This window comes from Caproiciproducens sp. (genome assembly GCF_053840905.1).
The window spans coordinates 1-25,547 of record NZ_JBNLXQ010000003.1 but is presented as its reverse complement, the minus strand read 5'-3'; the positions used below and the strand labels follow the sequence as shown (position 1 = coordinate 25,547).

Genomic DNA, 25,547 nt, shown 5'->3' with positions numbered 1-25,547 from the left:
TGTTTCCACACCGTACCGGCCGGAACGCGGTATCCGAATCGAAATCAAAGCCCCAGAAAATCACGGAATACCCGGCTGATGCGCGCGGCCTCAGCCGCGTTTTCCATTTCGCTGAAAATGCGGAGCACCGGTTCCGTCCCTGAAAAACGGCAGATAACCCATCCCCCGTTCTTAAAATATACCTTGCATCCGTCCATGTAGGAGATTTTTTCGGTTTCCAGGTCAAACCGCGGCGTCTTTTTCTCTTCAAAAAGGAGGCGCCGCAATTCTTCCCTGCGTTCGCCGGTCATGCGGCAGTCGAACTCGTCCATGACGAAATTGCCGTACTTTCGGTGGATTTCGTCGAGGATGTCCCGCAGGGATTTGCCGATCACGCTGAGCATCTCCACCAGCAGGGACCCGGCGTAAACGCCGTCCTTGCCGTGAATATGGCCGCGCACGGTCAGCCCGCCGGAGGACTCGCCGCCGATCAGGGCGTCAGTTTCCTCCATTTTGGCGGAAATATACTTGAAGCCGACCGGGACCTCATGGCAGGCTTCCCCAAAGCTTTCCGCCATCCGGTCAAGGCAGTGGGTCGTGGCGATATTACGCACAACGGCGCCCGTCCAGCCTTTATATTCATGCAGGTAATAGTAAAGCAGTACGAGGATATCGTTGGGGTGGATAAAGCTTCCGCCGGAATCGATCAGGCCGATGCGGTCGGCGTCGCCGTCCGTGGCGATGCCCAGATCATAGCCGTTCTGCACGACCATCTGGGCCAGATGGGACAGCGTCGAGCTGTTCGGGGCGGGGAGCCTTCCGCCGAACAGGGTGTCGTGCCGGTCGTGGATGACCTCGACGCTGCAGCGGCAGGTGAGCAGAATCGTCTGCAGGGTCGTTTTGCTGACTCCGAACATGGGGTCAAGAAGGATTTTCAGATTTTTTCTCTTAATGGCCTCCGTATCAATCACATTCAGGATACTGTCGATGTAACGATTCTGTGGGTCAATCTCCAGAATCAGCCCGCCCGCGGCGGCTTCTTCATATTCCATCGTGCGGATTTCGGCCGGATTCACCGAGGCGATTTCTTTTTCCAGACGGTCGGTTACTTCTTCCGTCGCGTCCCTTCCGCCAAACGTAAAAAGCTTGACCCCGTTGTATTCCGCCGGATTATGGCTCGCCGTGACCGCCATCCCGTAAGCGGCGCCTTCCTTCAGCACCTGAAACATAATTAGAGGCGTCGGCGCGTCGTGATTGATGAGGTGTACCCTGACGCCCCCGGCCGCAAGGGCGCACGCAATCCATTTTGCCCCGAAATCGGACAGAAACCTGCGGTCGTATCCAATGACGACCGGAAGGTTTTCGACATGGTCCTTTTTTATCATTTTTGCCAACGCGGCGGAGAGCAGCTCCAGATTGTCCCGTGTAAAATCCTCTCCGATAATCGCGCGGAATCCGCCGGTACCAAATTGAATCATATTCCATCCCTCCCATAGAATCTGGGGCTATTTTAGCATTCCGGATTTTCATTTTCAAGCTCGGGTGACTGCGAATTGCACAATTTTGGAGTAAAAACATTCCGGATTTCGTGAATATGTTAGAATCTTCTACAAAAGTACAGGATCGTCACATTGTATTTACCCGGCCAAGATGCAATAATGAAATCACAACAACGCGGGGCAGGGCCCCCGGAAATTTTAACGAACTGAGGGGAAGAGTTATGAAAAAGTTTGTCAGCGCACTTTTGGCGATCACCATGCTCGCCGGCGTGTTAGCCGGATGCGGAAGCACGCAGAGCGCATCGTCACAGGCCAATACGGACGCCAGTCAGGCTTCGGAGCAGACGCCGAATTCCAAGCACGTCACGGTTTATTCGCCGCACCCGGCGGACCCGCTGAACGCGGGAATCAAGGAGTTTCAGGAGAAGAGCGGAATTACGGTGGACCTTGTCGCCGCGGGGACCGGCGAACTGCTCAAGCGCATCGAGGCGGAAAGCGAGAGCCCGCAATGCGATGTGTTCTGGGGCGGCGGAGCGGATTCCCTTGCGGCCTACAGCAAATATTTCGACAAGTTTACGCCCGCCGATATCGACAGCATCGATAAGGAGTATGTCAGCAAGGACGGTCTCTGGACCGGAGAATCCCCGCTGCCGATGGTCATTATGTACAACAAAAAGCTGGTCGGGGAAAGCGACGTCCCGAAGGGCTGGGGCGATCTGATCGACGCGAAGTTCAAGGGAAAAATTGCGTACGCGGACCCGGCGAAATCCGGTTCCTCCTACACCATCCTGTGTACGATGCTGACCGCGTTCGGTAAGGACGACGGCAAGGGCTGGGATTTCATTCAGAAATTTGTCGCCAATCTGGACGGAAAAATCCTCGGTGCCTCCGGCGACGTCTACAAGAAGGTATCCGACGGCGAATACAGCGTCGGTCTGACGCTTGAAAAAGAAGCCATTAAATATGTTCAGGCCGGTGCGGACGTCGGCATCATTTATCCGTCGGAGGGCACCTCCGCCGTTCCGGACGGCATTGCGCTGGTCAAGGGCTGCAAAAACAGGGAAAATGCCGAAACCTTCATAAATTTTGTTCTGAGCAAGGAATGCCAGACCATGATGGCGACCGATTTTGCCAGAAGAGGCGTCAGACTGGACACCCAGGTTCCGAAGGATCTTCCGGAAATGAAGGACGTGAAGCTGGTAAACTACGACTTTGACTGGGCGTCTTCCCAGAAAACACAGATCATGGAAAAGTGGAAAGAGGTCATCGTCGGTTAACCGCAGGGCGTCAAAGCGGTTCTGACAGATTCCACGCAATCAAGGAGTCTTTGCGTGCAGGCGTGAAAAGCAGATGAGCGCCTGCACGCTTTCTATTAAGGCGGTTGGCCGGCGCCTGTTCCTGCTTTCGGAACGCGTGGGCGACAGTGTGAGTTTAAAGGGGTTGAACAGATTGAGCCATGGAGTAAAAATTTGTAATGTGGTGAAGCGGTACGACGATTTTACCGCGGTAAACGATATTTCATGCGATATCCGGCAAGGGGAGTTTTTTACGCTGCTGGGGCCATCCGGCTGCGGAAAAACCACGTTGCTCCGGATGATCGCGGGGTTTAATACGATTGACGGCGGAAAAATTTATTTTGACGACAAAGTAATTAACGATATAGAGGCTTATCGGCGCGATATCGGCATGGTGTTTCAGAATTACGCCATTTTCCCCCATATGACGGTTTTTGACAACGTCGCTTACGGGCTGAAGGCGCGCAAGCTGCCGAAAAGCGAGATTGGGCCGAGGGTTCTGGAGGCGCTCGAGCTCGTGCAGATCAGGGACCTGAAAGACAGAAAGCCCTCCGAGCTGTCCGGCGGCCAGCAGCAGCGCGTCGCCCTTGCCAGGGCGATCGTGATCAAGCCGGGCGTTCTTCTGATGGACGAACCGCTTTCCAACCTGGACGCAAAGCTGAGGGTTCAGATGCGCACCATTATCCGCAAGCTGCAGAAGGATCTGAATATCACCACCATTTATGTCACGCACGATCAGGAAGAGGCGCTTGCCATTTCGGACCGGATCGCCATTATCAACGCGGGCCGGATCATGCAGATCGACACGCCGTCCACCATTTACAAAAAACCGCAGAATTCTTTTGTCGCGGGATTTATCGGGACCTCCAACTTTATGGAGGGACAGATCGAGCAGCTTGACCCCGACAAAATCGCGCGCGTGAGGCTGGACGCCGGTTTTGAATTTTCCATGAAGCTGAAGAAGGGCTTTGAGGGAAGGATCAGGGCTTCGGTCCGCCCGGAGCAGTTCCTCATGGACGATGAGAACGGGACCGGACTTTCAGGCGAAATCCAGATGTACACCTTCCTCGGCGACTTCGCCAGCTATGAGGTCAGGCTGGAAAACGGTCAGGTCGTACAGGCGAATGAATATACGAAGGATATTGATTTTGTCCGGGATATCGGCCATAAGGTGCGCCTGAGCTTCCGCCCGGAGAAAATCAGCGTGTTCAGCGAAGACGGAACCGAGGTGTTTTCATGAACGCTGAAAATACTTCCCACAGAAATTTCGCGAAATACTTCAATTTCTGGAATCTCGTAAAGTACGGCTCCATGCTGCTGCTGCTGGTGTTCCTGGTCTATCCGTTTTTCTCCGTCATCCTCCACAGCTTTCTCAGCGCCGACGGAAAATTCACTTTGGAATCCTATAAGATTTTCTTTACCAAGCAGTACTATTACCGCACCCTGTGGAACAGCCTCGCGACTTCCGGGCTCTCCACCGTTTTTGCGGTCGTCATCGGCGTTCCGCTCGCTTACATAACCAGCCGCTTCAACGTGTACTGGAAAAAATGCATCAATATGCTGATCATCATGTCCCTGATGTCGCCTCCGTTTATCGGCGCGTATTCCTGGATCATGCTGCTCGGCAGAAACGGCCTGTTTACGAACGCGCTTGCGAAAATCGGCATTATTACTCCGCCGATTTACGGCTTTGGCGGAATCGTTCTGGTGTTTACCCTGAAATTTTTCCCCTACGTTTATTTATACGTTTCGGGGGCCATGTCGAGCATTGACCGCTCTCTGGAGGAAGCGGCCGAAAACCTCGGTTCCAGCAAGCTGAGAAGAGTGATGACGATTACCATGCCGGTGATTATGCCGACGCTCGCGGCGGGCGCGATTATGGCGTTCATGTCGTCGCTGGCGGACTTCGGCACCCCCATGCTGATCGGCGAAGGCTACAAGGTCCTTCCCGTCCTCGTATATGAGGAGTACATGAGCGAGATGGGCGGCAACGCCAACATGGCCGGAGCGCTCAGCGTCGTGATCATCTGCTGCTCCACCGCGGTGCTCCTGATTCAGAAATATGTGGTGGCGCGCAAAAATTACGTTATGACCGCGCTTCGCCCCCCGGTTGTGGAAGAGCTTTCCAGAGGAAAGAGGATCCTTCTGACCGCGCTTTGCATGTTCATCGCGTCCGTCGCGTTTTTACCGCAGATCGTTGTGATCTTTACGTCCTTTATCAAGACGAACGGGCCGATCTTTGTGCAGGGCTTCAGTCTGGAAAGCTATGAAAAAATCTTCTACAAGCTGTCCAAAAATATCACGAATACGTTTACGTTCTCCTTCATAGCAATTATCATTATTATTATCTTCGGAATGCTTCTTTCCTACCTTGTTGTGAAAAAGAAGAGCAAAATCAGCAGCACGCTGGATTTGCTGCTGATGTTCCCCTATGTGATCCCCGGCGCCGTGCTCGGCATCAGCATGCTCGTTGCGTTCAATAAGCCCCCGCTCATGCTGTCCGGCACCGCCGTCATTATGATTATCGCCTATGTCATCCGGAAAATGCCCTATACGATCCGTTCCAGCAGCGCGCTGCTGTACCAGATCGATCCCAGCATTGAGGAGGCCTCCATCAACCTCGGCGTATCCCCGATGCGCACCTTCTTTAAAATAACGGCGAGAATGATGGCGCCCGGCGTTTTCTCCGGCGCGATCCTGAGCTGGATCACCACGATCAACGAACTGAGCTCCAGCATTATGCTGTACAGCGGGAAAACCGCGACGATCTCGGTGGCGATCTATACCGAGGTGGTCCGTTCCAGCTTTGGAACCGCCGCGGCGCTGGCGTCCATTCTGACGGTCGCCACTATTTTGTCCCTGATGCTGTTCAACTGGGTCAGCAAGGGCAGGGTTTCCGTGGTCTGACGGAACGAAAAAAGGGAGCGGACAGAAACTGTCGGCTCCCCTGTTTTCATAACGGGCTTTTCGGATCCCGGCAACCATTGTATAATGGAACGGTGGACGGTGATCATATGAGTTCTGAAAAAAAGAGAAAGCTCAGTTTTTTTGCACGGCTGTTTATCTGCTTTGCCGTTATCAGCATCGTTCCCGTCGCGATCCTGGGAACGCTTACCTACACCATCTCTTCCAATATCTCCATGGGGAATGTGGAATACCAGTCCTCCAAAACGGTGAACAACGCGGCGGCGAGCCTGGAGCAGACCATCGGCGAGTATCGGTCCGCCCTGTCCTATTTCTGTGAGGACGACGACACGATTCAGAAAATCGGCGCTCCCGCGATCACCCCGTCGGACAGCACAAGCCTCTACCAGAAAATGTATATTTTACTGGCGGGAAAATCGACCAACGTGGCCATGCATTTGATCAAGGCGGACGGGTCGTTCGGGATTTCCACCTCCGTGATACCGGAAGCCTATCATGTCCGGAACCACGGCGACTGGGGGATTTTCCGCGAAATGAATGCATCCTACGGCACCGTCCTGTACTCCAATCACTATGTTTCACAGGAAGGAAAAAGCTACTGTATCGCGGTGGGCGACAGTATCCGGAAGGACGGACGGATCATTGCCTATGCGGTGATTGATATTCCGTCAGACGTCTTTCAGACGGCGCTCGGTTCGGTCAACGTATCGCTTCCGGTCCGGTACGCCGTTGTGGATCAGAACAGCTATATTCTGTATGACGAAATTTTCAGCGGACAGAACCGTATTTTTATGGATACGGACTTCCGCAATCAAATGCTTCGGGCCGGGGAAAGCAAAAAGTTCTATCTGGAAAAACCGAAACGCATCATTACATGGGAAACGACCTCGGGCGGATATCCCCTCCGGGTAATTTCCTCGGTCCCGGTCGAGCTGGTCGTCATCAACAGCAATTATATTATGGATACCGCCATCGCGGTCGCGCTGGGTTCCATTTTCCTGTGCGTGCTGATTTCCCCCATGCTGGTGCGCAGCCTGACCAAACCGCTGAACGCCATTGTCCACACCATGAACAAGGTCCAGAACGGCGATACCAGCGCGCGCGTCGACGTACGCAACGATGATGAATTCGGCTATATCGGGCGGAGCCTGAACTCCATGCTGGACCGCTTGAACGAACTGTTTGCCACCAATCTGGAAAAGCAGAACCGGCTGCGCCTGGCGGAGCTGAAATCGCTGTATTCGCAGATCAATCCCCATTTTCTGTACAACACGCTGGATTCCATCAAATGGCTCGCCAAGCTGAACGGGGTGGATGATATCGTGCTGATTGTCTCCCAGCTTGGGAAGCTTCTGAAAAACAGTATCCGCAATGAGAAGGAATCCGTTCAGATTTCAGAGGAAATCGGGCTGGTCGGAAGCTACCTGTCCATCCAGAAAATACGGTATGACGACAAGTTCGACGTCACCGTACAGGTGAACGACGACATTATGGAGTGTTATGTGCCGAAATTCATCATCCAGCCGATCGTTGAAAATGCGATTATTCATGGAATCGAGGATAAGATCGGGAAGGCGCATTTAGTCATCCACGGCTGGCGTCAGAATGACAAAATCATCTTTGAGGTGGAAGACGACGGCGTGGGGATCAGTGAAGAAAAGCTGAGCAGCATCCGGCGGTCCGCCCGCGCGAAAGCGCCCGACAGCGACAGCATCGGAATTGCAAACGTAGATAAACGGATCAAACTGTACTACGGCGAAGAGTATGGGCTGGAAATCCAAAGCGAAGAGAATATCGGCACGATCACACGGATCACGATGCCTTTTTCAAATTTACCGCTTGGAAACGAGAATGTGGAGGGTTCCGGTAATGATTAAAGTAGTCGTTGTTGAGGATGAAGTTCTGGTCAAGAAGGGCCTGATTTTGACCACGGACTGGCAGAAGTACGGCTGTGAAGTCGTGGGGGAGGCCTCCAACGGGATGGAAGGGATCCGCGAGATCACCCGTATCCGTCCCGATATCGTGATCACGGATGTCCGCATGCCCGGCCTTGACGGAATCGGCATGATCGAACAGATCAAGGCAAGCGGCATCAAACCGGAATTTGTTATCATCTCCGGCTACAGCGAATTCGAGTATGCCCGGCAGGCGGTAAAGCTCGGCGTCCGCGATTTCCTTGTTAAGCCGATTGACGACGACGATCTTGACGCCGCGCTGAAAAGCACCTGTGAAGCGGTGCACGACAAGCAGCGCATCCACAAAATACAGGATAAAATGAACGATATTTCGGACAGCCGCGTCATGCTGTTTAAGGAATATCTGCTGGATGAAAAAAAGGACGGCGACTATGTCGCTCTGGCCGTCAGGCATATCAACGCCAACTACCAGAAGGACATCAGCGTGAAGAGCGTCGCGGACAGCCTTTTTATCAGCGAAAGCTACCTGAGCCGCCTATTTAAAAACAAGGTCGGTCAGACCTTCGGGGACTATCTGACCTATTACCGCATTAAAAAAGCCTGTGAGCTGCTGAAAAAACCGAATGGGAAAATCTATGAGGTAGCCAATCTGATCGGCTACAAGGATCAGCGCTATTTCAGCATGATTTTTAAAAAACTGGTGGGAGTTACTCCAAAAGAATTTCGTGAAAAACTGGAATAAGCCCTGCAGCATTTCCAGTTGATTCTGCAGCAAGGCTGTGTTCTTCCCCCGCCGAAGGCGGGGGTAGAACGTGTTTTATCCCGCAAACTGAAATGGAATTGCTATAAAACGTCAGAAAGGCATGATAACCGATGATAAAGAACATGGTGTTCGATATGGGAAACGTTCTGTTGGCATACACTCCGGAGGAATACATCAGGACGATCACACAGGATGAGGCCGCGGCGGCCGCCGTGCTGAAAGAGCTGTTCCACTCCGAGGAATGGCGGCGGCTGGACGCCGGCACCATTACGGAGGAGGCTGCGGTCGTCCGGGTCTGCGCAAGAATTCCGGAGTACGCCGCGGAAGTGAAAAAAGCGATGGACAACTGGCACTCCGATTTGACGCCCATGCCGGGTATGCCTGAAATCGTGACCCGGCTCAAGGAAAAAGGCTATCAAATTTATCTCCTCTCCAATACGAGCCTGCGCTTCTTTCAATATCGGGATAAGGTGGAAATGTTCCGCAGCTTTGACGGCTTTATTGTCTCCGCAAAAGAAAAGCTGGTGAAACCGGACGCCGCCATCTTTGAATGCCTCTGCCGGCGGTACGGACTTCTCAGCAGCGAATGCCTTTTCATCGACGACCTGCAGCAGAACATTGCCGGAGCCGAAAAAGCGGGATTCCACGGGCACCTTTTCCGCGGGGCGGAGGAGCTTTCCCGATATCTTGAAGCAAATCATATTTTTCCTCCGCGGTTTTTTCGCTTTGTTCTGTAACCCTATCTTTTTATGGTTCTTCTTTATATTCATAATAGATTTCAATCTTATCCGGGAAAGAGACTGCTTTTTGGGGGCTCAATCGCCCGACTTCCTGCGGGGTAAAGTTTTGACAGAATAGATTATAAGGAGCCTGGTCCTTATTAAGAGTCTCTTTTAAAAAGATACAGCCGTTTTTCATAAAAATAAAAACCACCTGAAAACGGTCGTCATGGTAAAGCTTCTGCTTCTTTGGGACATTCGATATGCTGATTTGCGGCAGGCGGTCCGCTATCGTGTCTTTGTATCCTACCGGCATGTTCAAGTTCTCTATGTCCGCTTCCTCTATCCAATCCAATTGGCCTCCGTCTTCATCAAACAGAACCTCAGGGATATATTCAGCCGTGCAGACATAGGGCACGATGAGCATCTGCTCCATGCCGATTTTGTAGAGCCATGGATGCCTTAATTCCTGTACTGCTATCCCGATACCGGACTCTTCCTTATATTCCTGTATCAGCCTTTCAACGGTCGACTGATCGGTTCGTTCCAGCTTTCCACCTAATAGCTCATATTCCTCTCTTCTGTTTTTTCTTAGAAGATATTTGCCGTTTCTATTGAATATACCTTTTACAGATACGGAAATTTCCAAATCCATCAATTCCTTTCCCGGGTACGAATTCTATATTTAACCGTATATTGGAAAAATACAAAAGTCAATAAAATCCTGAAATAATAAACACATAGGTGCAAGAATTCCCTCGGTACGCCGTGAAAGTGAAAAATCAAAGGGCCTCAGCCCTCTGAACTATACCGCCATAAATGGACAATGACAAAAAGGGCCTCCCGTCGTAGAATAGAAACTACGATAGGAGGTTTTTGTATGCACAGAAGAAAAGGGACACGCAATGCGTCGGCCGAGATAATTCAAGAAATCATGGCAAAGCATGAGTTAGGTGCAACAAGAAAGGAACTGGCGGAAGAATATGGGATGCCATTCAAAACCATTAAGTCTATGATATGGCGTGAGAACAGAAAAGCACGGCAGCAAGCAGAAGGCTTGGAGCCAACAAAAACGCGCGGCAGAAAGCCGGCAGTGACGTTGGCAGAATACAAATACGAAAACAAATGATTGAAGATGGAGAATGAGCTGCTGCGGGATTTTCTTTCTCTCATTGGAAGGAAGTGAGTGCTAATATCAAGTATCGTGTTATCTACAAGTATAGAAAACAATATGCCATATCAACGATGTGCCGCTTTTTTTTCTGTATCACGCAGCGGTTACTATGATTTTGTAGGGCGCATAGATCGGCCGGACAAGGATGAACCTTTAAAGGAATTGATTGAGGAGTGCCGAGCCGGACGTTATGGGAGAACGTTGGGCTGCCGCAGGATACAACTGTGGATTGCACAGAAAAAGCAGTTACACTACAACTACAAGACTATTTGGCGTGTCATGCGCAAGTACGGTCTGCTGTCCGTATGCAGACGGCATAGGTATTACCGTCCCAGCGAAATATTGCATGTCTACCCCAATTTGCTCAACCGTAATTTTGAAGCAGGGTGTCCTAACCAGAAGTGGGTAACCGACATCAGTTACATTCAGACACCACAAGGCACACTGTACCTGTCCGTGATTCGTGATCTGTATGATGGCAGTATTGTTTCTTATCGCACCAGCACACTTCAAAACTGTAAATTGGTCTTTGATACTGTTAAAGATGCGATGCAAAAAGAAGCGGTCACTGCAGAGCTGCAACTCCACAGTGACCAAGGGTTTCAATATACCTCACCAGGTTATTTTACCCTGACCCAAACATACGGCATTACGCCCTCAATGTCAAGGCGTGCAAATCCATATGACAATGCTGTGGCGGAGAATTTCTTTGGTATGCTCAAAACAGAATGTATCTATCTCTGCAAACCGCAGACCATTCCCGAAGCCAAGCTTCTGATTGATGATTACATCCAATACTTCAAAAGTGAACGTATTTGCTTAAAGACGAAGCTGACACCGCTTCAAAAACGATGCCAACTTGCGTAAATCAAAGTTATTCTACGATAGTCCCTTTCTATTCCTGTCCGTTTAACTTGGTATAGTTCACCCTCTATAAAACATAATGTTTGATAAAGGGCCCGTTCTCTTTCCCTATATAGGAAGAGAACGTGTCCTTTGTTGTTTCGATTTTTTTCCTGTTGCTTTACAGGAGCTGTCCATAAAATGCAGCCTCTAATTTTAGTTAATATTGAAATATTTTTCAATATTTTCTTATGATTTTTAGGCAGTTATAATAGGGACATAGGAAATAACTTAGCCAAAGAAAACAAAGAAGGAGTGGACATCGTGTATATCGATCCTATTATCATTCAATACCCGGAAGGGTTGGAAAAAGACCGCTTTGTCATCGCGACCTATTATTGCGGAACCAAACGGAACACAAATATGATGAAGTTCGCCGCTGCTCTGGCGTGCGAGCAGACCTGCGGGACCTGGATCCAGGTACCCCAGGAAACCGCCGAGGTGCGTGAGAAATGCATCGGCAGAGTCGTCGGCGTTTATGAAGCGCCCTCCTACCAGATCGAGCTTCCGAAGGAAGTTGAGGAAAGGAATTTCATCGTCCGTATCGCCTATCCGTGGGCCAACTTCGGCGAAGCGCATTTCGCGATGATGCTGAGCGCCGTGATCGGCAATATCTCCAGTTCCGGCAAGGTCAAGCTGATCGATCTGGAATTTCCGGATTCCTTCCTGAACCAGTTCCAGGGTCCGAAGTTCGGTGTAAAGGGCATCCGCGACCTTCTTGGTGTTTACGACCGTCCGCTGCTGAACAATATGATCAAGCCCTGCACGGGCCTTTCGCCGGAAGCGACGGCCTCGCTGGCCTTTGAATCCGCCGTTGGCGGCGTGGACGTCATCAAGGACGACGAGCTGATCTCCAACCCGGTCCACTGCCCGCTGGTGAAAAGAGTCAAGGCGGTCATGGCCGCTCTGAAACGCGCGGACGAGGAGAAGGGCGAAAAAACGCTCTATGCCTTTAACATAACAGACAGGACGGAGAACCTGAAGGACAACGCTTACAAAGCGCTGGAAGCGGGGGCCAATTGCCTGATGGTGAACTACAACACGATCGGTCTGGACGCGACGAGAATGCTCGCGGAGGACAAGAATATCAACGTTCCGATTTTGGGACACTCCGATTATACGGGCGCGCTGTACGAGTCCCCATGGTCGGGTGTGAGCGCGGGCCTGATCGGCGCGAAGCTGCCGAGACTGGCCGGTGTGGATATGATCATCGCCCTGACGCCTTACGGCAAGTTCCCGATGATGATGGATACGTTTGTGGACAGCGGGTACCGGATGCTGTCCCCTCTGGGCAGCATCAAGCCGGTGTTCCCGATGCCGGGCGGCGGGACGACGCAGGGTCACGTGGAAGACGTCGTCAGGAAGTTCGGCAACGACGTGATGATCGCGAGCGGCGCGGGCATTCACGGTCATCCGATGGGGCCGAGGGCCGGAGCAATCGCCTTCCGTCAGGCCATCGACGCCGCTGTTTCCGGGCAGAACATGCTGGAAGCGGCAAAGCAGCATAAGGAGTTGCAGGTGGCGTTTGACGCGTGGGGCTACTATCAGGAAGGCAAGACCGGCATCTTTGATCTGAAGGGCTGATTGTTTTTCAGGAATTTTAAAAGAATTGAGATGTTAAAAGCAGTTGAATGTGCCAATGCGTACATTCAACTGCTTCATTTAAGAGCTTCATTTTCCAATACGCTAATCAAATTTAGAATTTTGGATTGAAAGATGGGTTTCCTGCCGTATTGCATGAAGAAAGGCCAATACGGAGAAATGTCTTTTCCTTATATTTGTTTATGAGCTGCCCTTGTCTTTTTTTCAGTGCGGTTTCCTGGTCCCGAAACCGCCCACAGCCGATTGAGGATTGCGGACGGAGAAATAGATTCGGAGAAAAGTTTTTTGAAAGGGTTGGAGTTGGTTACGGAAATCTTCCTGGCTGGGTCAGAACCAGGGAGTGCAGTAAAACAAATTATAGGAGGAATTGTATTGAAGCAGAAAAAATATGTGGTTGGGGTGGACTGTGGAACAACAAGCAGCAAGTCGTTTGTCTTTGACCTGGAAGGGAACTGTCTCGGTTCGGGACAGATCATGAACCCGCTGACGTACCCCGCGGTCGGACGGGTGGAGTGTGACGGTGAGGAACTGATTAAGGTTCTGCGTGAGACGACCCGCCTCGCTATTAAGAACAGCGGGGTAGACCCGGAGGAAATCGCCGGGGTAAGCTTTGGGATGTTCCGCTGTACCATGGTAACACGTGATCGCAGCGGAGGCTTTACCACGCCGATTATTATCTGGCAGGATCTGCGCAGTGCCGAAATGCTCCCGAAAATGAGGGAACAGCTCGCAGCCGCGGGAATGACGCCGGACGACCTGTACGACCTGTGCGGAATGCCTTTGGGAGGCGTCAATCCGTCCGGAAAATTGCAATGGGTCAAGGAAAAGAAGCCCGAGGCGTATCAGAACGCGGTCAGAATCCACACCATGATGGGACTCTTGACGAAAGCCTACGGCGCCGACGACTACTATGACGATATCAACGATACACCTTGGCTTCAACTGAACGGACCGGATTTCAAGTACAGCGAAAAGCTGTGTAAAGTGTTCGGGGTGGATATCGACAAACTGGCTCCCCTAAGAACGCCGGGGACGATCATTGGGAAAGTGCCTCCCGAAATCGCGGAAAAAACCGGACTTGCGGTCGGGACTCCGCTCGTCATGGGCACGGGCGATCAGCAGGCGGGCTGTCTTGCCTGCGGCTGCATCAAGGAAGGCATGGGCTATGCCTGCGGCAGTACGGCGGGGATTACGGCCGGAAAATCCACCAGGCTGCTGAGGGATCCGGCGAAGAAATGCTATATACTGGGAACGCCCGACGGAGCATGGGTCATGGAAGGGCAGGCCAATGCCGCGGGCAGCGCCTTTAAGTGGTTCAAAGGGGAATTCTGCGATGTGGAGAGCATGACCGCAAAATACCTCGGGCTGGAGGCATATGATTTTTTGACGAAATCGGCCCAGAAGTCCAATCCGGGTGCGAACGGATGTTTCTTCCTTCCCTACCTGCAAGGGGCGAACACACCCAACTACAACGCGGACGCGCGCGGCACTTACATAGGGATGACCTTCGCCCACACGAGAAACGATCTTGTCCGCGCGACGATGGAGGGCATCTGCTTCGATATCCGCGACATGCTTGAAGCCATGGTGAAAGGAAACGTTCCTAACTTTGACGTCGTCCGGCTGACCGGGGGAGTCGCCCGGTCAAGCTTCTGGTGCCAGATGCAGGCCGATATTTACAACAGGCCCTGTGAAACTGTGGCGGTGGAAGAATCTACGGGACTCGGGTGCGCCATGGTCGCAGCCGTCGGTGTCGGAATCTATAAGGACTTAGAGGAAGCCGCCGAGCATATGGTTAAGGTCACAAAACGTTATGAACCGAATCCCCAAAATGTTCCCATTTATGAAGACGCTTACCAGACCTGGAAAAAAGTGTATCAGGCGCTCAATGGGGAAGCCTATTCTGCCGTCAGGGCGTTCCAGGAAAAATACCGCTGAGAGATCCGTAAACATCGGGCGGAAGTTTTCCGCAGCTTGTAAGGATAGCGTGGAAGCTTCCTTATACGATTTTATAAATCTATGTTACAGGAGGAATGAAAATGGTAAACGCTGTTAATGTAATAGGAGCATTTATAGGAGGATGCATCGGAGCGCTGGTCGGAGGGAACCCGGCTTTTGTCATTGCGGGTATTGTAGGAGTCACTTTTCTTTCCATGGGAAGCGCACCGGCCGCGCTGGTTTTACAGCAGGCCGTGGAATACTCGTTGTTCACCCCGTGTATCTGTTTTGCGGGCGGTGTGGCTGCGCTGGCTTTTGCCGCCAACAAAAGGAAATACGATATTAACGGTTTGAACCTCAATAAAGCACTGGGTTTTACAAAGGATCCGATGACGGTTTTGGTCGGGGGGATTTTCGGCCTGTTCGGTTTTCTGTGCCTGAACCTGGCCATCTATTTCAAGCTGCCGCTGGACACGGGCGCTTTGACGGTGATGATTTCCGGATTTATCGTCAGGCTGCTGTTTGGCAACCGCACGATCGTGAATCCCAAATTAAAGGAAAATCTTCTTTTTCATAAGGAAGGCATCTCGCATTGGGCTTTTAAAATACTGGCCGGCCTGGTGATTGCGGCTGCGGCGGCCTATGCTGTCCATCTGACGGGCATTGCGACAACCGGATTTTACATCAGTGCCCTTTCTCTCATCTTTTTCCTCAGGGACGGTGATTTTCCCGTTACCCACCATATTACTCTGATCGCGGGCTACGCGACGCTTCGCTCCGGGAGTGTGCTGACAGGCATCTTGTTCGGGGTGCTTGCCTGCATTGTGTTTGAGTTGTATCAGAATATCATCAATTCCAATGTGGACTCCCATATTGACGCTCCCGCATCCACTATTGCCACTTTAAGTCTCGTTATATTCACTGTCTTCCCCGCCTGAGCGGAAACGCAGGGCAGTCAGCTTCTGCCGCTTCACCGGTCAACGGACGGTGAGGCGGCGGAAAATGAGAAAAAATCAAATTGTTCCCGGTGCTGTGAAGTATGATTCATGAGAATAAGATTTTTCCCAAAATTCAGACATGGTTGTCATTATATAATCATTGATAGATATAATGAAAATGAACGCTGTTCAATACATAATGGTGAATTTTATGTGCTGACATCACTATGGGAGGAAAGAGTAATGAAAAGCGAAGTGTACAATCAGTCTGTTTGCATTATGGATTCTGCCGCGTATCTGTACTACATTGAAAAAAGGACTCTTACAGAAATTTCACAGGATTTAGGCATTTCCAAGCCTACCGTCTCGCGGCTCCTGAAGAGAGCGGTAGAGGAAGGCGTCGTTGAATTCAAAATTTCCAAGCCGTTTGCGGACTGCATTGATCTGGAGAAAAAAATCATGAGCCGCTACGGGCTGAAATCAGTGATTGTCGTCCCGGTGTTGGAGCCGGAAAAGTCTCTGAATCCCGAGGAGACCAAGAAAAGGGTTGCTCTGGAAGGGGCCCGCTATGTACAGCGAATCGTTACGGACGACGATATTCTCGGTATGAGTTGGGGCGGCACGATGTATCATCTGATCCAGTATCTGAACCCCTGCCGGAAGGTGAACGCCAAAGTCATCACCATGCACGGCAGCATTGCCGACTGCGACAAAAAGCTGGCGGTTAACAACCTTGTACGGCGTGCCGCCATGGCTTTCGGGGGAAAAAATGTGTCGATCTGCGCGAACGGCCTTGCCGACAGCAAAGAACATTGCCGCCAGATTCAGGATGACGCAAAATTCCAGAAAATATTTTCCTTGCTGAAGTACATCAACATTTCCGTAAGCGGGGTCGGGGTGTTTTATCCCAGCGTGGATTCCCTGCTGGCTTCCTCCGGCTATCTGAAGCCCCATGAAATGAAGGAGCTGATCGAGCAGAAGGTTTGCTGCGACTTTGCTCTCCGTTTCATTAACAGGGACGGTCAGGAGTGTGAAAGCAGCCTGAAGGACCGGACCCTTTCCATAGGACTCGATACATACAGGCAAATTCCCTGCAAAATCGTGGTGGCTTCCAGCAGCAAAAAGGCGCATGCCATCCGTTCCCTGCTGAAGGGAAATCTGGTCGACGTCCTTGTCATTGATTACTATCTTGCAAGTGCCCTGTACGCGCTTTGAAAGCGGTCGTAAACGATTGCGGGTACCTCCCTTCTCAATTGGTGCCCGCAACTGTTTATATAGATGATGTTTTGAAATTATTGGTTTGAAACACCTTCCCATGAAACGTAAGACCTCCTTTGAAACATCCTTGCGATATTGCGGGTTTTCTGAAACGAAATCAGAAAACCCGCAATTCGTTGTCGGGAATTTTCCGGCTGACGGAGGCCGTTTTCCGCGTCCTATGCTCCTGCGGCACAGGCGGGAAACAGGATGGGATGGCCCTCTAATTTTAGTTAATATTGAAATATTTTTCAATATTTTCTTATGATTTTTAGGCAGTTATAATAGGGACATAGGAAATAACTTAGCCAAAGAAAACAAAGAAGGAGTGGACATCGTGTATATCGATCCTATTATCATTCAATACCCGGAAGGGTTGGAAAAAGACCGCTTTGTCATCGCGACCTATTATTGCGGAACCAAACGGAACACAAATATGATGAAGTTCGCCGCTGCTCTGGCGTGCGAGCAGACCTGCGGGACCTGGATCCAGGTACCCCAGGAAACCGCCGAGGTGCGTGAGAAATGCATCGGCAGAGTCGTCGGCGTTTATGAAGCGCCCTCCTACCAGATCGAGCTTCCGAAGGAAGTTGAGGAAAGGAATTTCATCGTCCGTATCGCCTATCCGTGGGCCAACTTCGGCGAAGCGCATTTCGCGATGATGCTGAGCGCCGTGATCGGCAATATCTCCAGTTCCGGCAAGGTCAAGCTGATCGATCTGGAATTTCCGGATTCCTTCCTGAACCAGTTCCAGGGTCCGAAGTTCGGTGTAAAGGGCATCCGCGACCTTCTTGGTGTTTACGACCGTCCGCTGCTGAACAATATGATCAAGCCCTGCACGGGCCTTTCGCCGGAAGCGACGGCCTCGCTGGCCTTTGAATCCGCCGTTGGCGGCGTGGACGTCATCAAGGACGACGAGCTGATCTCCAACCCGGTCCACTGCCCGCTGGTGAAAAGAGTCAAGGCGGTCATGGCCGCTCTGAAACGCGCGGACGAGGAGAAGGGCGAAAAAACGCTCTATGCCTTTAACATAACAGACAGGACGGAGAACCTGAAGGACAACGCTTACAAAGCGCTGGAAGCGGGGGCCAATTGCCTGATGGTGAACTACAACACGATCGGTCTGGACGCGACGAGAATGCTCGCGGAGGACAAGAATATCAACGTTCCGATTTTGGGACACTCCGATTATACGGGCGCGCTGTACGAGTCCCCATGGTCGGGTGTGAGCGCGGGCCTGATCGGCGCGAAGCTGCCGAGACTGGCCGGTGTGGATATGATCATCGCCCTGACGCCTTACGGCAAGTTCCCGATGATGATGGATACGTTTGTGGACAGCGGGTACCGGATGCTGTCCCCTCTGGGCAGCATCAAGCCGGTGTTCCCGATGCCGGGCGGCGGGACGACGCAGGGTCACGTGGAAGACGTCGTCAGGAAGTTCGGCAACGACGTGATGATCGCGAGCGGCGCGGGCATTCACGGTCATCCGATGGGGCCGAGGGCCGGAGCAATCGCCTTCCGTCAGGCCATCGACGCCGCTGTTTCCGGGCAGAACATGTTGGAAGCGGCAAAGCAGCATAAGGAGCTACAGGCGGCGTTTGACGCGTGGGGCTACTATCAGGAAGGCAAGACCGGCATCTTTGATCTGAAGGGCTAATTGTTTTTTCGCCAGCCTTAAAATAGGGATGGAACAGGACAGTTGAATGTGCCAATGCGCACATTCAACTGTCAGATTTAAAGAGATATTTTACCAATGAAGAATTATTTATTGTCTTCTATCTTGGGGCAATAGAGGTCCCGTTTACCCAAATTTTCGGTGTTGGCTTTGATTCATAAGCTTTCCTGGTCCGCTTATGAGACGAAAAGGACGGAGGAGTAATCATAATGTATGATGTTGTAATCATCGGCGCCGGGGTTACCGGGTGCTGTATTGCAAGGGAATTATCACGGTATCAGCTGAACGCGTGTGTGGTGGAAAAGGGCGATGATGTCGCTTCCGGCACTTCAAAAGCGAACAGCGGAGTCATTCATTCGGGGTTTGACGCGAAGCCTGGGTCGCTGATGGCGAAATTAAATGTGGAAGGCAACGCTCTTCTCTGGAAACTGGCGGAAGAACTGGATTTTCCGGTGAAAAAGAACGGCGCTCTGGTGGTTGCCACCGACGAGGAGGAAGTAAAGCATCTGGAACTTCTGCTCGATCAGGCCCATCAAAACGGGGTTCCGGGCGTACGGATTCTTTCCCGTGAGGAAGTCATGAAAATGGAACCCAACCTTACGGATAAAACGGTGGCGGCTCTTTACGCACCCACGGGCGGAGTGATCGACCCGTTCAACCTTGCCATTGCCATGGGGGAAAACGCCAACGTGAACGGGGTGGAGTTCCGGTTTGAGACGGAAGTCCTGCAGATCCGTAAAAAGAACGGAAAATACGAGCTGGAAACCAATCACGGAACCATTGAGACGAAATGCGTCGTCAATGCAGCCGGTGTTTATGCGGATAAATTCCACAATATGGTGAGCGAAGAAAAAATACATATTACCGCGCGCAAAGGAGAATATCTGCTGTTTGACAAAACGGTGGGGGACCTTTTCACCGCTTCCGTTTTCCCGGTTCCGGGAAAAATGGGGAAGGGGATTCTCATTGCGCCCACTGTCCATGGAAATTTATATGTCGGCCCCACCGCCAACGACGTGGAGGATAAGGAATCAACCAATACCACGCAGGATATCCTGCAGGTTCTGACGGAAAAGGCAAAGGCCAATCATCTGTCAAAACGGGTGATTCCCATGAATAAGGTGATTACCTCTTTCGCGGGCCTGCGTGCGCATCAGGACAAACATGATTTTATTGTGCAGGAGGTTCCGGACGCCGAGTGCTTCTTCGACGCCGCGGGAATCGAATCCCCCGGACTGACCAGTTCGCCCGCGATCGGGGTGATGATGGCGAGGATGGTTTCGGAGAAACTGAAGCTGAAAGAAAAAACTGGTTTTGTTTCTGCCAGAAAAGGGGTTTTAAAGCCCGAAAAACTCACGGATGAGGAAAGAAACGAACTGATTAAGAAAAATCCGGCGTACGGCAATATCATCTGCCGTTGTGAAATGATTACCGAAGGGGAAATTGTGGACGCGATTCACCGGCCTTTGGGGGCAAAATCCATGGACAGTATCAAAAGAAGAACCCGCGCGGGCATGGGCAGGTGTCAGGCCGGCTTCTGCACGCCCAGAACGATGGAGATCCTTTCCAGGGAACTGCGGATCGATATGACCGAAATCACCAAAAAGGGCGGCGGTTCCCGGCTCGTTGTCGGCAAAACCAAAGAACTGTAAAAGGTTTACATGGAAGAAAGGCATGATGAATGATGAAGTCATATGAAATTGTTATTATCGGCGGGGGACCCGCCGGGCTTGCGGCGGCTTTGGCGGCGAAGGAATCGGGCGTCGGCAGCATCCTGATTCTCGAAAGGGACAGGGAACTCGGCGGGATTCTGAACCAGTGCATCCACAACGGCTTCGGACTGCATACCTTCAAGGAGGAGCTGACCGGGCCGGAATATGCCTATCGGTTTATTGAGAGGGTTCTTGAACAGAAGATAGAGTATAAGCTGAATACCATGGTTATGGATATTACGCAGTCCAAAATCGTCACCTATATGAACAGGACGGAGGGCATGGTACATATTCAGGCAAAAGCGATCATATTGGCGATGGGCTGCCGGGAAAGGCCCAGAGGGGCGCTGAACATCCCCGGCTTCCGGCCGGCCGGCATTTTCTCCGCGGGCACCGCCCAGCGGCTTGTCAATATGGAGGGCTATATGCCCGGCCGGGAGGTCGTTATTTTGGGTTCGGGGGACATCGGCCTGATTATGGCGCGCAGAATGACGCTGGAGGGTGCCCATGTCAAGGTGGTCGCCGAAATTATGCCGTATTCGGGCGGACTCAAGCGGAACATCGTGCAGTGCCTCGACGATTTCGGGATCCCTCTCCGGTTAAGCCATACCATTGTGGATATCTGGGGGGTTGAACGTGTGGAAGGGGTCACCATCGCGCAGGTGGATGAGCACATGAAGCCTGTTCCGGGAACCGAGGAGGATTACGACTGTGATACCATCCTGCTTTCCGTGGGCCTGATTCCGGAAAACGAGCTGTCGAACAAGATAAACGTTCAGATGAACGCCGTCACCAGCGGGCCGGTCGTCAACGAAAGCCTTGAAACCAATGTCGAGGGGGTATTCGCCTGCGGGAACGTCCTTCATGTGCACGATCTGGTGGATTATGTTTCCGAAGAAGCCGCTCTGGCGGGAAAGAACGCCGCAAAATACGTGCTCGGAAAATTCAGCGGTCAGGAAAATTCCGCACATACCATTACGCTGGAAGCGGTTGACGGGGTCCGCTACACCGTTCCGAAAACTGTGAATATCGGTCGGATGGAGGACACGGTCAAGGTGCGTTTCCGTGTCGGAAACGTCTTTCAGGACAGCTATGTCAGCGTTTACTATGACGATGAGCGGGTGCTGCACCGCAAAAAAATCATTATGGCCCCCGGGGAAATGGAGGATATCACCCTCGACAGGAAAAAGCTGCTGGGATATCCCGATTTGAAGAAAATTACCATTAAGATCGAAAAGGAGTAAGGAGCATCATGGAGAAGAGAGAACTGATCTGTATCGGCTGCCCGCTCGGCTGCATGATTACCGTAGATATGCAGGACGGTAAAGTGGTGAAGGTGACCGGGAATACCTGCCCGCGCGGAGAAAAGTACGCTGTAAAAGAAGTTACATGTCCCACAAGGATCGTAACCTCTTCGGTAAGGGTCTCCGACGGGGATATTCATGTGTTGTCCGTGAAAACAAGGGAAGCGGTTCCCAAAGAAAAAATATTTGACTGTGCAAATGCTCTGAAAACCGTCAAGGTGGCCGCTCCGGTCAGAATCGGAGATATCGTCTTAAAGGACGCGGCGGGAACGGGGATTCCTTTTGTGGCCACCAAAAATGTGAAATCCCGAAGCTCCCTCTGAGAAAATTTGGTTATCTCCCGTTTTTTTCACTGCGCGCAGGGGCGCGCACCGTGTGATTTTTCCTCAGCCTTATTACAGATCTTTTATTGGACACAGCGATCGTTGTACAAAGAAATATGCAACGTTCCACTCGGGGAATAAGCCTGACGGCAGGTTTTATATGGGTTGGAATCGGTTACAGCGGAGCTTTTCGGTTGGGTCAGGACTAAAAGCTGTGTGAATTTTTAAGGCGAAGCATCAAATGCCGCGGTCATTGTGACTGCGGGAAAAGTATTGAAAAGGCTTATAAAGGGAGGAAAAACAATGGCAAAGTATTTGATTGGTCTGGACAGCGGGACAACGGGACTCAGGAGCAAAATTTATGATTTGAGCGGGAACGTAATTGCGCAGGGATACCGCGAGTATGACTGCGTTTACTACAAGCCCGGATGGATCGACCAGGATATCAACATGATGGTAGAGGCGATGTACGACTCGTTGGCAGAGGTTGTGGCAAAGGGGAAAAAGGCCGGTGTGGATCCCAATGAAATCGCGTCCATCGGCTTATCCACCCAACGTATTCTACATATGTATGTCGATCAGGACGGCAATGTCATGCGCAACGGAATGGGGATTTCCTGGCAGGATTCCCGTTGTGAGGCCGAAGCTAAATGGATGAGTGAGTTCGGCGACGAATATACCCAGATTACGGGTCTTCCCGTGGGTACCGCCTGGGGAAGCGGTAAAGTAAAATGGGTTTTGAATAATGAGCGGGAGACCTATGAGAGAGCTTCCAAAATTCTGACCACGCAGGAATATTTCCTATATAAGCTCGGCGCGAAGGACGGCTGGTTCCAGGACTGGTCGAACGCCTCTTATTTCGGGCTGCTCGATGTGCAGACCATGGAATTCAGCGACCCGCTCCTGAAACGTTTCGGCATCAGCAAAGATAAGCTGCCCAGCCTGGTCGGTTCCGGCTGGCAGGTGGGAACGATCGACAAATACGCGAGTGAGCGCACCGGGCTGCCGGTCGGTATGCCGGTCTGTACCGGAGGCGGCGACCAGCAGTGCGCCGGAATCGGTGCTGGCGTCATACGCGAAGGCCTGTGCGAGGTGACCTTCGGGACCTCCGGAGTCAGTCTGGCCGCTCTCGACACACCCAAGCACGACCCCAACAAGAAGGTTTCCCTTTCGGCCGCCGCCTTCCCGGAAAAGGCGTGGGAGTCCGAAGGGCTGCAGATGGCGGCCGCCAGCAGCTACCGTTGGTTCCGCGACACCGTCGGGCAGGTATGCAAGATGATCGAACCGATTACGCAGACCAGCCCTTACCAGATTCTCGACAGGCACGCGGAAAAGGCGCCTGTCGGCAGCAACGGCGTCATCTTCCAGCCGTATCTGGCCGGGTCCAACTGCCCGAACTACGACGGCACGGCCCGCGGCGCTTTCCTGGGGCTCAGCTTCAAGAGCGATTTCGCGTCCCTGGCGCGTTCAGTGCTGGAAGGCGTGACTCTGGAAGCCAGAAGTGTTCTTGAGGCATTTTATTCCTTTATTGATATCGACGAAATCATCCTGAGCGGCGGCGCGACCAATTCCAAGCTGTGGTGCCAGATTCAGGCGGACGTTTACAACCGTCCCGCAACGATGCTCAGGGAAGGCGAATGCACGGTCATGGGTGCGGCCATTTTGGGCGGCGTAGGCGCCGGCGTGTTCAAGAGCGTGCAGGAAGGCGTGGACACGATGGTCAAGAAGGTAAGCACCTACGAGCCGAATCCGAAGACGGTACCGCAATATAACGAACTGTACGATTTATTCAAGACCGCCTACAGCTCGCTTGCGCAGGGAGATTTCTATAAAAAACTGAACAATTTTACTGAAAATCATTAACAGCATTCCCGGCTGCGAAAGCCTGAGAAGGGCTTTCGCAGCCCCGCAAAAAGGAAGGAGTTCATCATGTTAAACCGGTTAATGCCTCCCGTATTCAAGTACGACGTTGGCAATATGAAGGATTTGAATGAACGGATTAAACGCTGGTCGGATTACGATCAGATTCCCAAAATAGAACTGGAGGACGTGATCGTCGGCAGGGACGCCATCGAGCGGCTTCCCGAGGCGCTGCAGTCCCTGAATGTCCGGGCTGGGCGCAGGGTGCTCGCGGTCATGGACGAGACGGTCATTCTCCGCAAAGGCGAAAAGCTGAAGGAGCAGGTGCAGGCGCTGCTGACCCGGGCGGGTTACGCCGTGGAAAAGCTCGTCCTCAAGGGAGACGAGTACGGGGTCGTTCACGCGGACGCAAAGCAGGTGGAAACGGTTCAGTCCCGTCTTGACAAAACCTGCGCGGTCATTTCCGTCGGATCAGGAACCGTTACGGATATTGCAAAGCACGCATGCTTCCTCTATCAGAATGAAAACGATTGCGAACGCATCCCGCTGATTTCCTTTATGACGGCCAATACAGTGCCGGCCTACACGTCCCGTTCTTCCATTATTTCCAAGGACGGCGTCAAGCGGACATGGCCTTCCCGTACGCCGAATATTGTTCTGATGGACGTGCAGACCCTGATGGACTGCCCGCTGCACTATACGGTGGGGGGCGTAGGCGATCTTTTCCCGGTGTTCAGTGCTTTCGCGGACTGGTATCTGGCCGACTGCATGGGCACCGCAACGGTACTGGACGCTTGTTGGCGCATTGTGGACGACATCAAGGACCTTTTGATCCCGTATATGGAAGAAGTGGCCAACCGGACTTCCGCCGGAATGGAAGTGCTGGGGAAATGCCTGCTGGTGACCGGGCTCACCATGACGTTTGCGCAGGACTCCGTGCCGGTTTCCGGCTATGAGCATGTCATCAGCCATCTGCTGGACATGACTGCGGATTACGACAAAAGAAAGACGGGGGTGCACGGTCAGCAGGTGGGCGAAGCGGAGCTCCTCGCTCTGATCAATATGGAAAAGCTCGTCACCCGTCTTGACAGGGAATTGGCGGACGGCGGAATCGATATCGGCAATTGTTATCCTTCGGAGGAAGAAATGCACAAGAAGGTTCTGGATACGTTCCAGCCGGTCGACCCCACGGGAAAAATGGGCTGTGAATGCTGGAATGATTACAACCAGAAGCTGAAAAAATGGAACGATAACCGCCCGAAATTCGAAGCGTTCCTGAAGGAGTGGCCCAAACACCGCGACGTCCTCAAAGAGCTTCTCCCACACACGGCGCTCACCTGCGCGCGGGCACTGAACAAAGCGAAGCATCCTCTGCTGTTCGGCGAACTGGACGCCCCTGTCACGGAAGATCGCTTCCGCTGGGCCATGCGCCGCGCCAACCTGATGCGCAAGCGGTTTACTTCCGCCGACCTGACCTATTTTCTGGGATGGTATAATGCGGATTGGGAAAATGACATTATCAGCCGATATTATGAAATAGTGAGAACCGTGCGCGCTGAGAATTCATCAGCGGCCCGCTAATAAAATCGGACTTCTTGACGCGGGGGAAAGAGGGAGTCTTTGGAGGTTAACCATGAGCGACAATCGTATTAAGGTAAACGCGGACCCCGACCGTCTTTTGGATCGAATCAAATGCTTTGCGCTGGATATGGATGGGACGATCTATCTGGGAGAGCAGTGGATAGACGGGGCAAGGGACTTTTTG

General features: G+C 52.1%; 20 protein-coding genes. 18 read left to right on the top strand and 2 right to left on the bottom strand.

The window, feature by feature from the left end; genetic code table 11:
• Positions 1 to 44: 44 nt before the first annotated feature.
• Entirely contained in the window at positions 45 to 1,457 is a 1,413-nt protein-coding gene (locus ACQGQ5_RS03270; protein ID WP_455735166.1) for a phosphoglucomutase/phosphomannomutase family protein, read from the bottom strand.
• 242 nt (positions 1,458 to 1,699) lie between these two features.
• Between ACQGQ5_RS03270 and ACQGQ5_RS03265 the strand changes: the two genes are divergently transcribed.
• The 6 genes from ACQGQ5_RS03265 (at position 1,700) to ACQGQ5_RS03240 (ending at position 9,114) form a co-directional block, all read left to right on the top strand.
• Positions 1,700 to 2,755: an extracellular solute-binding protein gene (locus tag ACQGQ5_RS03265; protein WP_455735165.1), complete on the top strand. Its 1,056-nt coding sequence runs from the start codon at positions 1,700 to 1,702 to the stop codon at positions 2,753 to 2,755.
• Positions 2,756 to 2,927: 172 nt separating this feature from the next.
• Positions 2,928 to 4,013: an ABC transporter ATP-binding protein gene (locus ACQGQ5_RS03260; protein WP_455735428.1), complete on the top strand. Its 1,086-nt coding sequence runs from the start codon at positions 2,928 to 2,930 to the stop codon at positions 4,011 to 4,013.
• Entirely contained in the window at positions 4,010 to 5,680 is a 1,671-nt protein-coding gene (locus ACQGQ5_RS03255; protein ID WP_455735164.1) for an ABC transporter permease, read from the top strand. The genes ACQGQ5_RS03260 and ACQGQ5_RS03255 overlap by 4 nt, the downstream gene beginning before the upstream one ends.
• A gap of 107 nt (positions 5,681 to 5,787) precedes the next feature.
• Positions 5,788 to 7,575 (top strand): sensor histidine kinase, encoded by a 1,788-nt coding sequence (locus tag ACQGQ5_RS03250; protein ID WP_455735163.1) that lies wholly within the window; start codon positions 5,788 to 5,790, stop codon positions 7,573 to 7,575.
• Complete coding sequence (locus ACQGQ5_RS03245) at positions 7,568 to 8,356, top strand: response regulator transcription factor (protein WP_455735162.1); 789 nt, start codon at positions 7,568 to 7,570, stop codon at positions 8,354 to 8,356. Before ACQGQ5_RS03250 ends, ACQGQ5_RS03245 begins: the two co-directional genes overlap by 8 nt.
• A gap of 131 nt (positions 8,357 to 8,487) precedes the next feature.
• Positions 8,488 to 9,114 (top strand): HAD family hydrolase, encoded by a 627-nt coding sequence (locus ACQGQ5_RS03240; protein WP_455735161.1) that lies wholly within the window; start codon positions 8,488 to 8,490, stop codon positions 9,112 to 9,114.
• A gap of 10 nt (positions 9,115 to 9,124) precedes the next feature.
• Here the strand turns inward: ACQGQ5_RS03240 and ACQGQ5_RS03235 are convergent, their stop codons facing one another.
• Entirely contained in the window at positions 9,125 to 9,751 is a 627-nt protein-coding gene (locus ACQGQ5_RS03235; protein ID WP_455735160.1) for a hypothetical protein, read from the bottom strand.
• 225 nt (positions 9,752 to 9,976) lie between these two features.
• Between ACQGQ5_RS03235 and ACQGQ5_RS03230 the strand changes: the two genes are divergently transcribed.
• The 12 genes from ACQGQ5_RS03230 (at position 9,977) to ACQGQ5_RS03175 (ending at position 25,363) form a co-directional block, all read left to right on the top strand.
• On the top strand, positions 9,977 to 10,225 hold the full coding sequence (locus tag ACQGQ5_RS03230; protein ID WP_455735159.1) for a hypothetical protein: 249 nt from the start codon (positions 9,977 to 9,979) through the stop codon (positions 10,223 to 10,225).
• A 57-nt stretch (positions 10,226 to 10,282) separates the two neighbouring features.
• Positions 10,283 to 11,137 (top strand): IS3 family transposase, encoded by an 855-nt coding sequence (locus tag ACQGQ5_RS03225; protein WP_455735158.1) that lies wholly within the window; start codon positions 10,283 to 10,285, stop codon positions 11,135 to 11,137.
• A 300-nt stretch (positions 11,138 to 11,437) separates the two neighbouring features.
• A complete protein-coding gene (locus ACQGQ5_RS03220; RefSeq protein ID WP_455735157.1) occupies positions 11,438 to 12,757 on the top strand; it encodes a RuBisCO large subunit C-terminal-like domain-containing protein in 1,320 nt (439 codons plus the stop codon).
• Positions 12,758 to 13,147: 390 nt separating this feature from the next.
• Positions 13,148 to 14,713, top strand: coding sequence for an FGGY-family carbohydrate kinase (locus ACQGQ5_RS03215; RefSeq protein ID WP_455735156.1), 1,566 nt, complete (start codon positions 13,148 to 13,150; stop codon positions 14,711 to 14,713).
• Between the two features lie 101 nt (positions 14,714 to 14,814).
• Positions 14,815 to 15,651, top strand: a complete 837-nt coding sequence (locus tag ACQGQ5_RS03210) for a hypothetical protein (protein ID WP_455735155.1) — start codon at positions 14,815 to 14,817, stop codon at positions 15,649 to 15,651.
• Positions 15,652 to 15,894: 243 nt separating this feature from the next.
• Positions 15,895 to 16,866, top strand: coding sequence for a sugar-binding transcriptional regulator (locus ACQGQ5_RS03205; protein ID WP_455735154.1), 972 nt, complete (start codon positions 15,895 to 15,897; stop codon positions 16,864 to 16,866).
• 379 nt (positions 16,867 to 17,245) lie between these two features.
• Positions 17,246 to 18,565 carry a RuBisCO large subunit C-terminal-like domain-containing protein gene (locus ACQGQ5_RS03200; protein WP_455735153.1) on the top strand — a complete coding sequence of 440 codons (1,320 nt, stop codon included), beginning with the start codon at positions 17,246 to 17,248 and terminating at the stop codon, positions 18,563 to 18,565.
• 227 nt (positions 18,566 to 18,792) lie between these two features.
• Positions 18,793 to 20,235, top strand: a complete 1,443-nt coding sequence (locus ACQGQ5_RS03195; protein WP_455735152.1) for an FAD-dependent oxidoreductase — start codon at positions 18,793 to 18,795, stop codon at positions 20,233 to 20,235.
• Between the two features lie 32 nt (positions 20,236 to 20,267).
• Positions 20,268 to 21,539: an NAD(P)/FAD-dependent oxidoreductase gene (locus ACQGQ5_RS03190; protein ID WP_455735427.1), complete on the top strand. Its 1,272-nt coding sequence runs from the start codon at positions 20,268 to 20,270 to the stop codon at positions 21,537 to 21,539.
• Positions 21,540 to 21,547: 8 nt separating this feature from the next.
• A complete protein-coding gene (locus tag ACQGQ5_RS03185; protein WP_455735151.1) occupies positions 21,548 to 21,922 on the top strand; it encodes a DUF1667 domain-containing protein in 375 nt (124 codons plus the stop codon).
• Positions 21,923 to 22,225: 303 nt separating this feature from the next.
• Positions 22,226 to 23,785 (top strand): FGGY-family carbohydrate kinase, encoded by a 1,560-nt coding sequence (locus tag ACQGQ5_RS03180; protein ID WP_455735150.1) that lies wholly within the window; start codon positions 22,226 to 22,228, stop codon positions 23,783 to 23,785.
• A 66-nt stretch (positions 23,786 to 23,851) separates the two neighbouring features.
• A complete protein-coding gene (locus ACQGQ5_RS03175; protein WP_455735149.1) occupies positions 23,852 to 25,363 on the top strand; it encodes an iron-containing alcohol dehydrogenase in 1,512 nt (503 codons plus the stop codon).
• Positions 25,364 to 25,547 lie beyond the last annotated feature (184 nt).

Bases quoted from the DNA above. Each gene is read 5' to 3' on its own strand.
- ACQGQ5_RS03270 (WP_455735166.1), bottom strand. From the start codon at position 1,457: ATGATTCAATTTGGTACCGGCGGATTCCGCGCGATTATCGGAGAGGAT.
- ACQGQ5_RS03265 (WP_455735165.1), top strand. From the start codon at position 1,700: ATGAAAAAGTTTGTCAGCGCACTTTTGGCGATCACCATGCTCGCCGGC.
- ACQGQ5_RS03255 (WP_455735164.1), top strand. From the start codon at position 4,010: ATGAACGCTGAAAATACTTCCCACAGAAATTTCGCGAAATACTTCAAT.
- ACQGQ5_RS03250 (WP_455735163.1), top strand. From the start codon at position 5,788: ATGAGTTCTGAAAAAAAGAGAAAGCTCAGTTTTTTTGCACGGCTGTTT.
- ACQGQ5_RS03245 (WP_455735162.1), top strand. From the start codon at position 7,568: ATGATTAAAGTAGTCGTTGTTGAGGATGAAGTTCTGGTCAAGAAGGGC.
- ACQGQ5_RS03240 (WP_455735161.1), top strand. From the start codon at position 8,488: ATGATAAAGAACATGGTGTTCGATATGGGAAACGTTCTGTTGGCATAC.
- ACQGQ5_RS03235 (WP_455735160.1), bottom strand. From the start codon at position 9,751: ATGGATTTGGAAATTTCCGTATCTGTAAAAGGTATATTCAATAGAAAC.
- ACQGQ5_RS03230 (WP_455735159.1), top strand. From the start codon at position 9,977: ATGCACAGAAGAAAAGGGACACGCAATGCGTCGGCCGAGATAATTCAA.
- ACQGQ5_RS03210 (WP_455735155.1), top strand. From the start codon at position 14,815: ATGGTAAACGCTGTTAATGTAATAGGAGCATTTATAGGAGGATGCATC.
- ACQGQ5_RS03205 (WP_455735154.1), top strand. From the start codon at position 15,895: ATGAAAAGCGAAGTGTACAATCAGTCTGTTTGCATTATGGATTCTGCC.
- ACQGQ5_RS03195 (WP_455735152.1), top strand. From the start codon at position 18,793: ATGTATGATGTTGTAATCATCGGCGCCGGGGTTACCGGGTGCTGTATT.
- ACQGQ5_RS03190 (WP_455735427.1), top strand. From the start codon at position 20,268: ATGAAGTCATATGAAATTGTTATTATCGGCGGGGGACCCGCCGGGCTT.
- ACQGQ5_RS03185 (WP_455735151.1), top strand. From the start codon at position 21,548: ATGGAGAAGAGAGAACTGATCTGTATCGGCTGCCCGCTCGGCTGCATG.
- ACQGQ5_RS03180 (WP_455735150.1), top strand. From the start codon at position 22,226: ATGGCAAAGTATTTGATTGGTCTGGACAGCGGGACAACGGGACTCAGG.
- ACQGQ5_RS03175 (WP_455735149.1), top strand. From the start codon at position 23,852: ATGTTAAACCGGTTAATGCCTCCCGTATTCAAGTACGACGTTGGCAAT.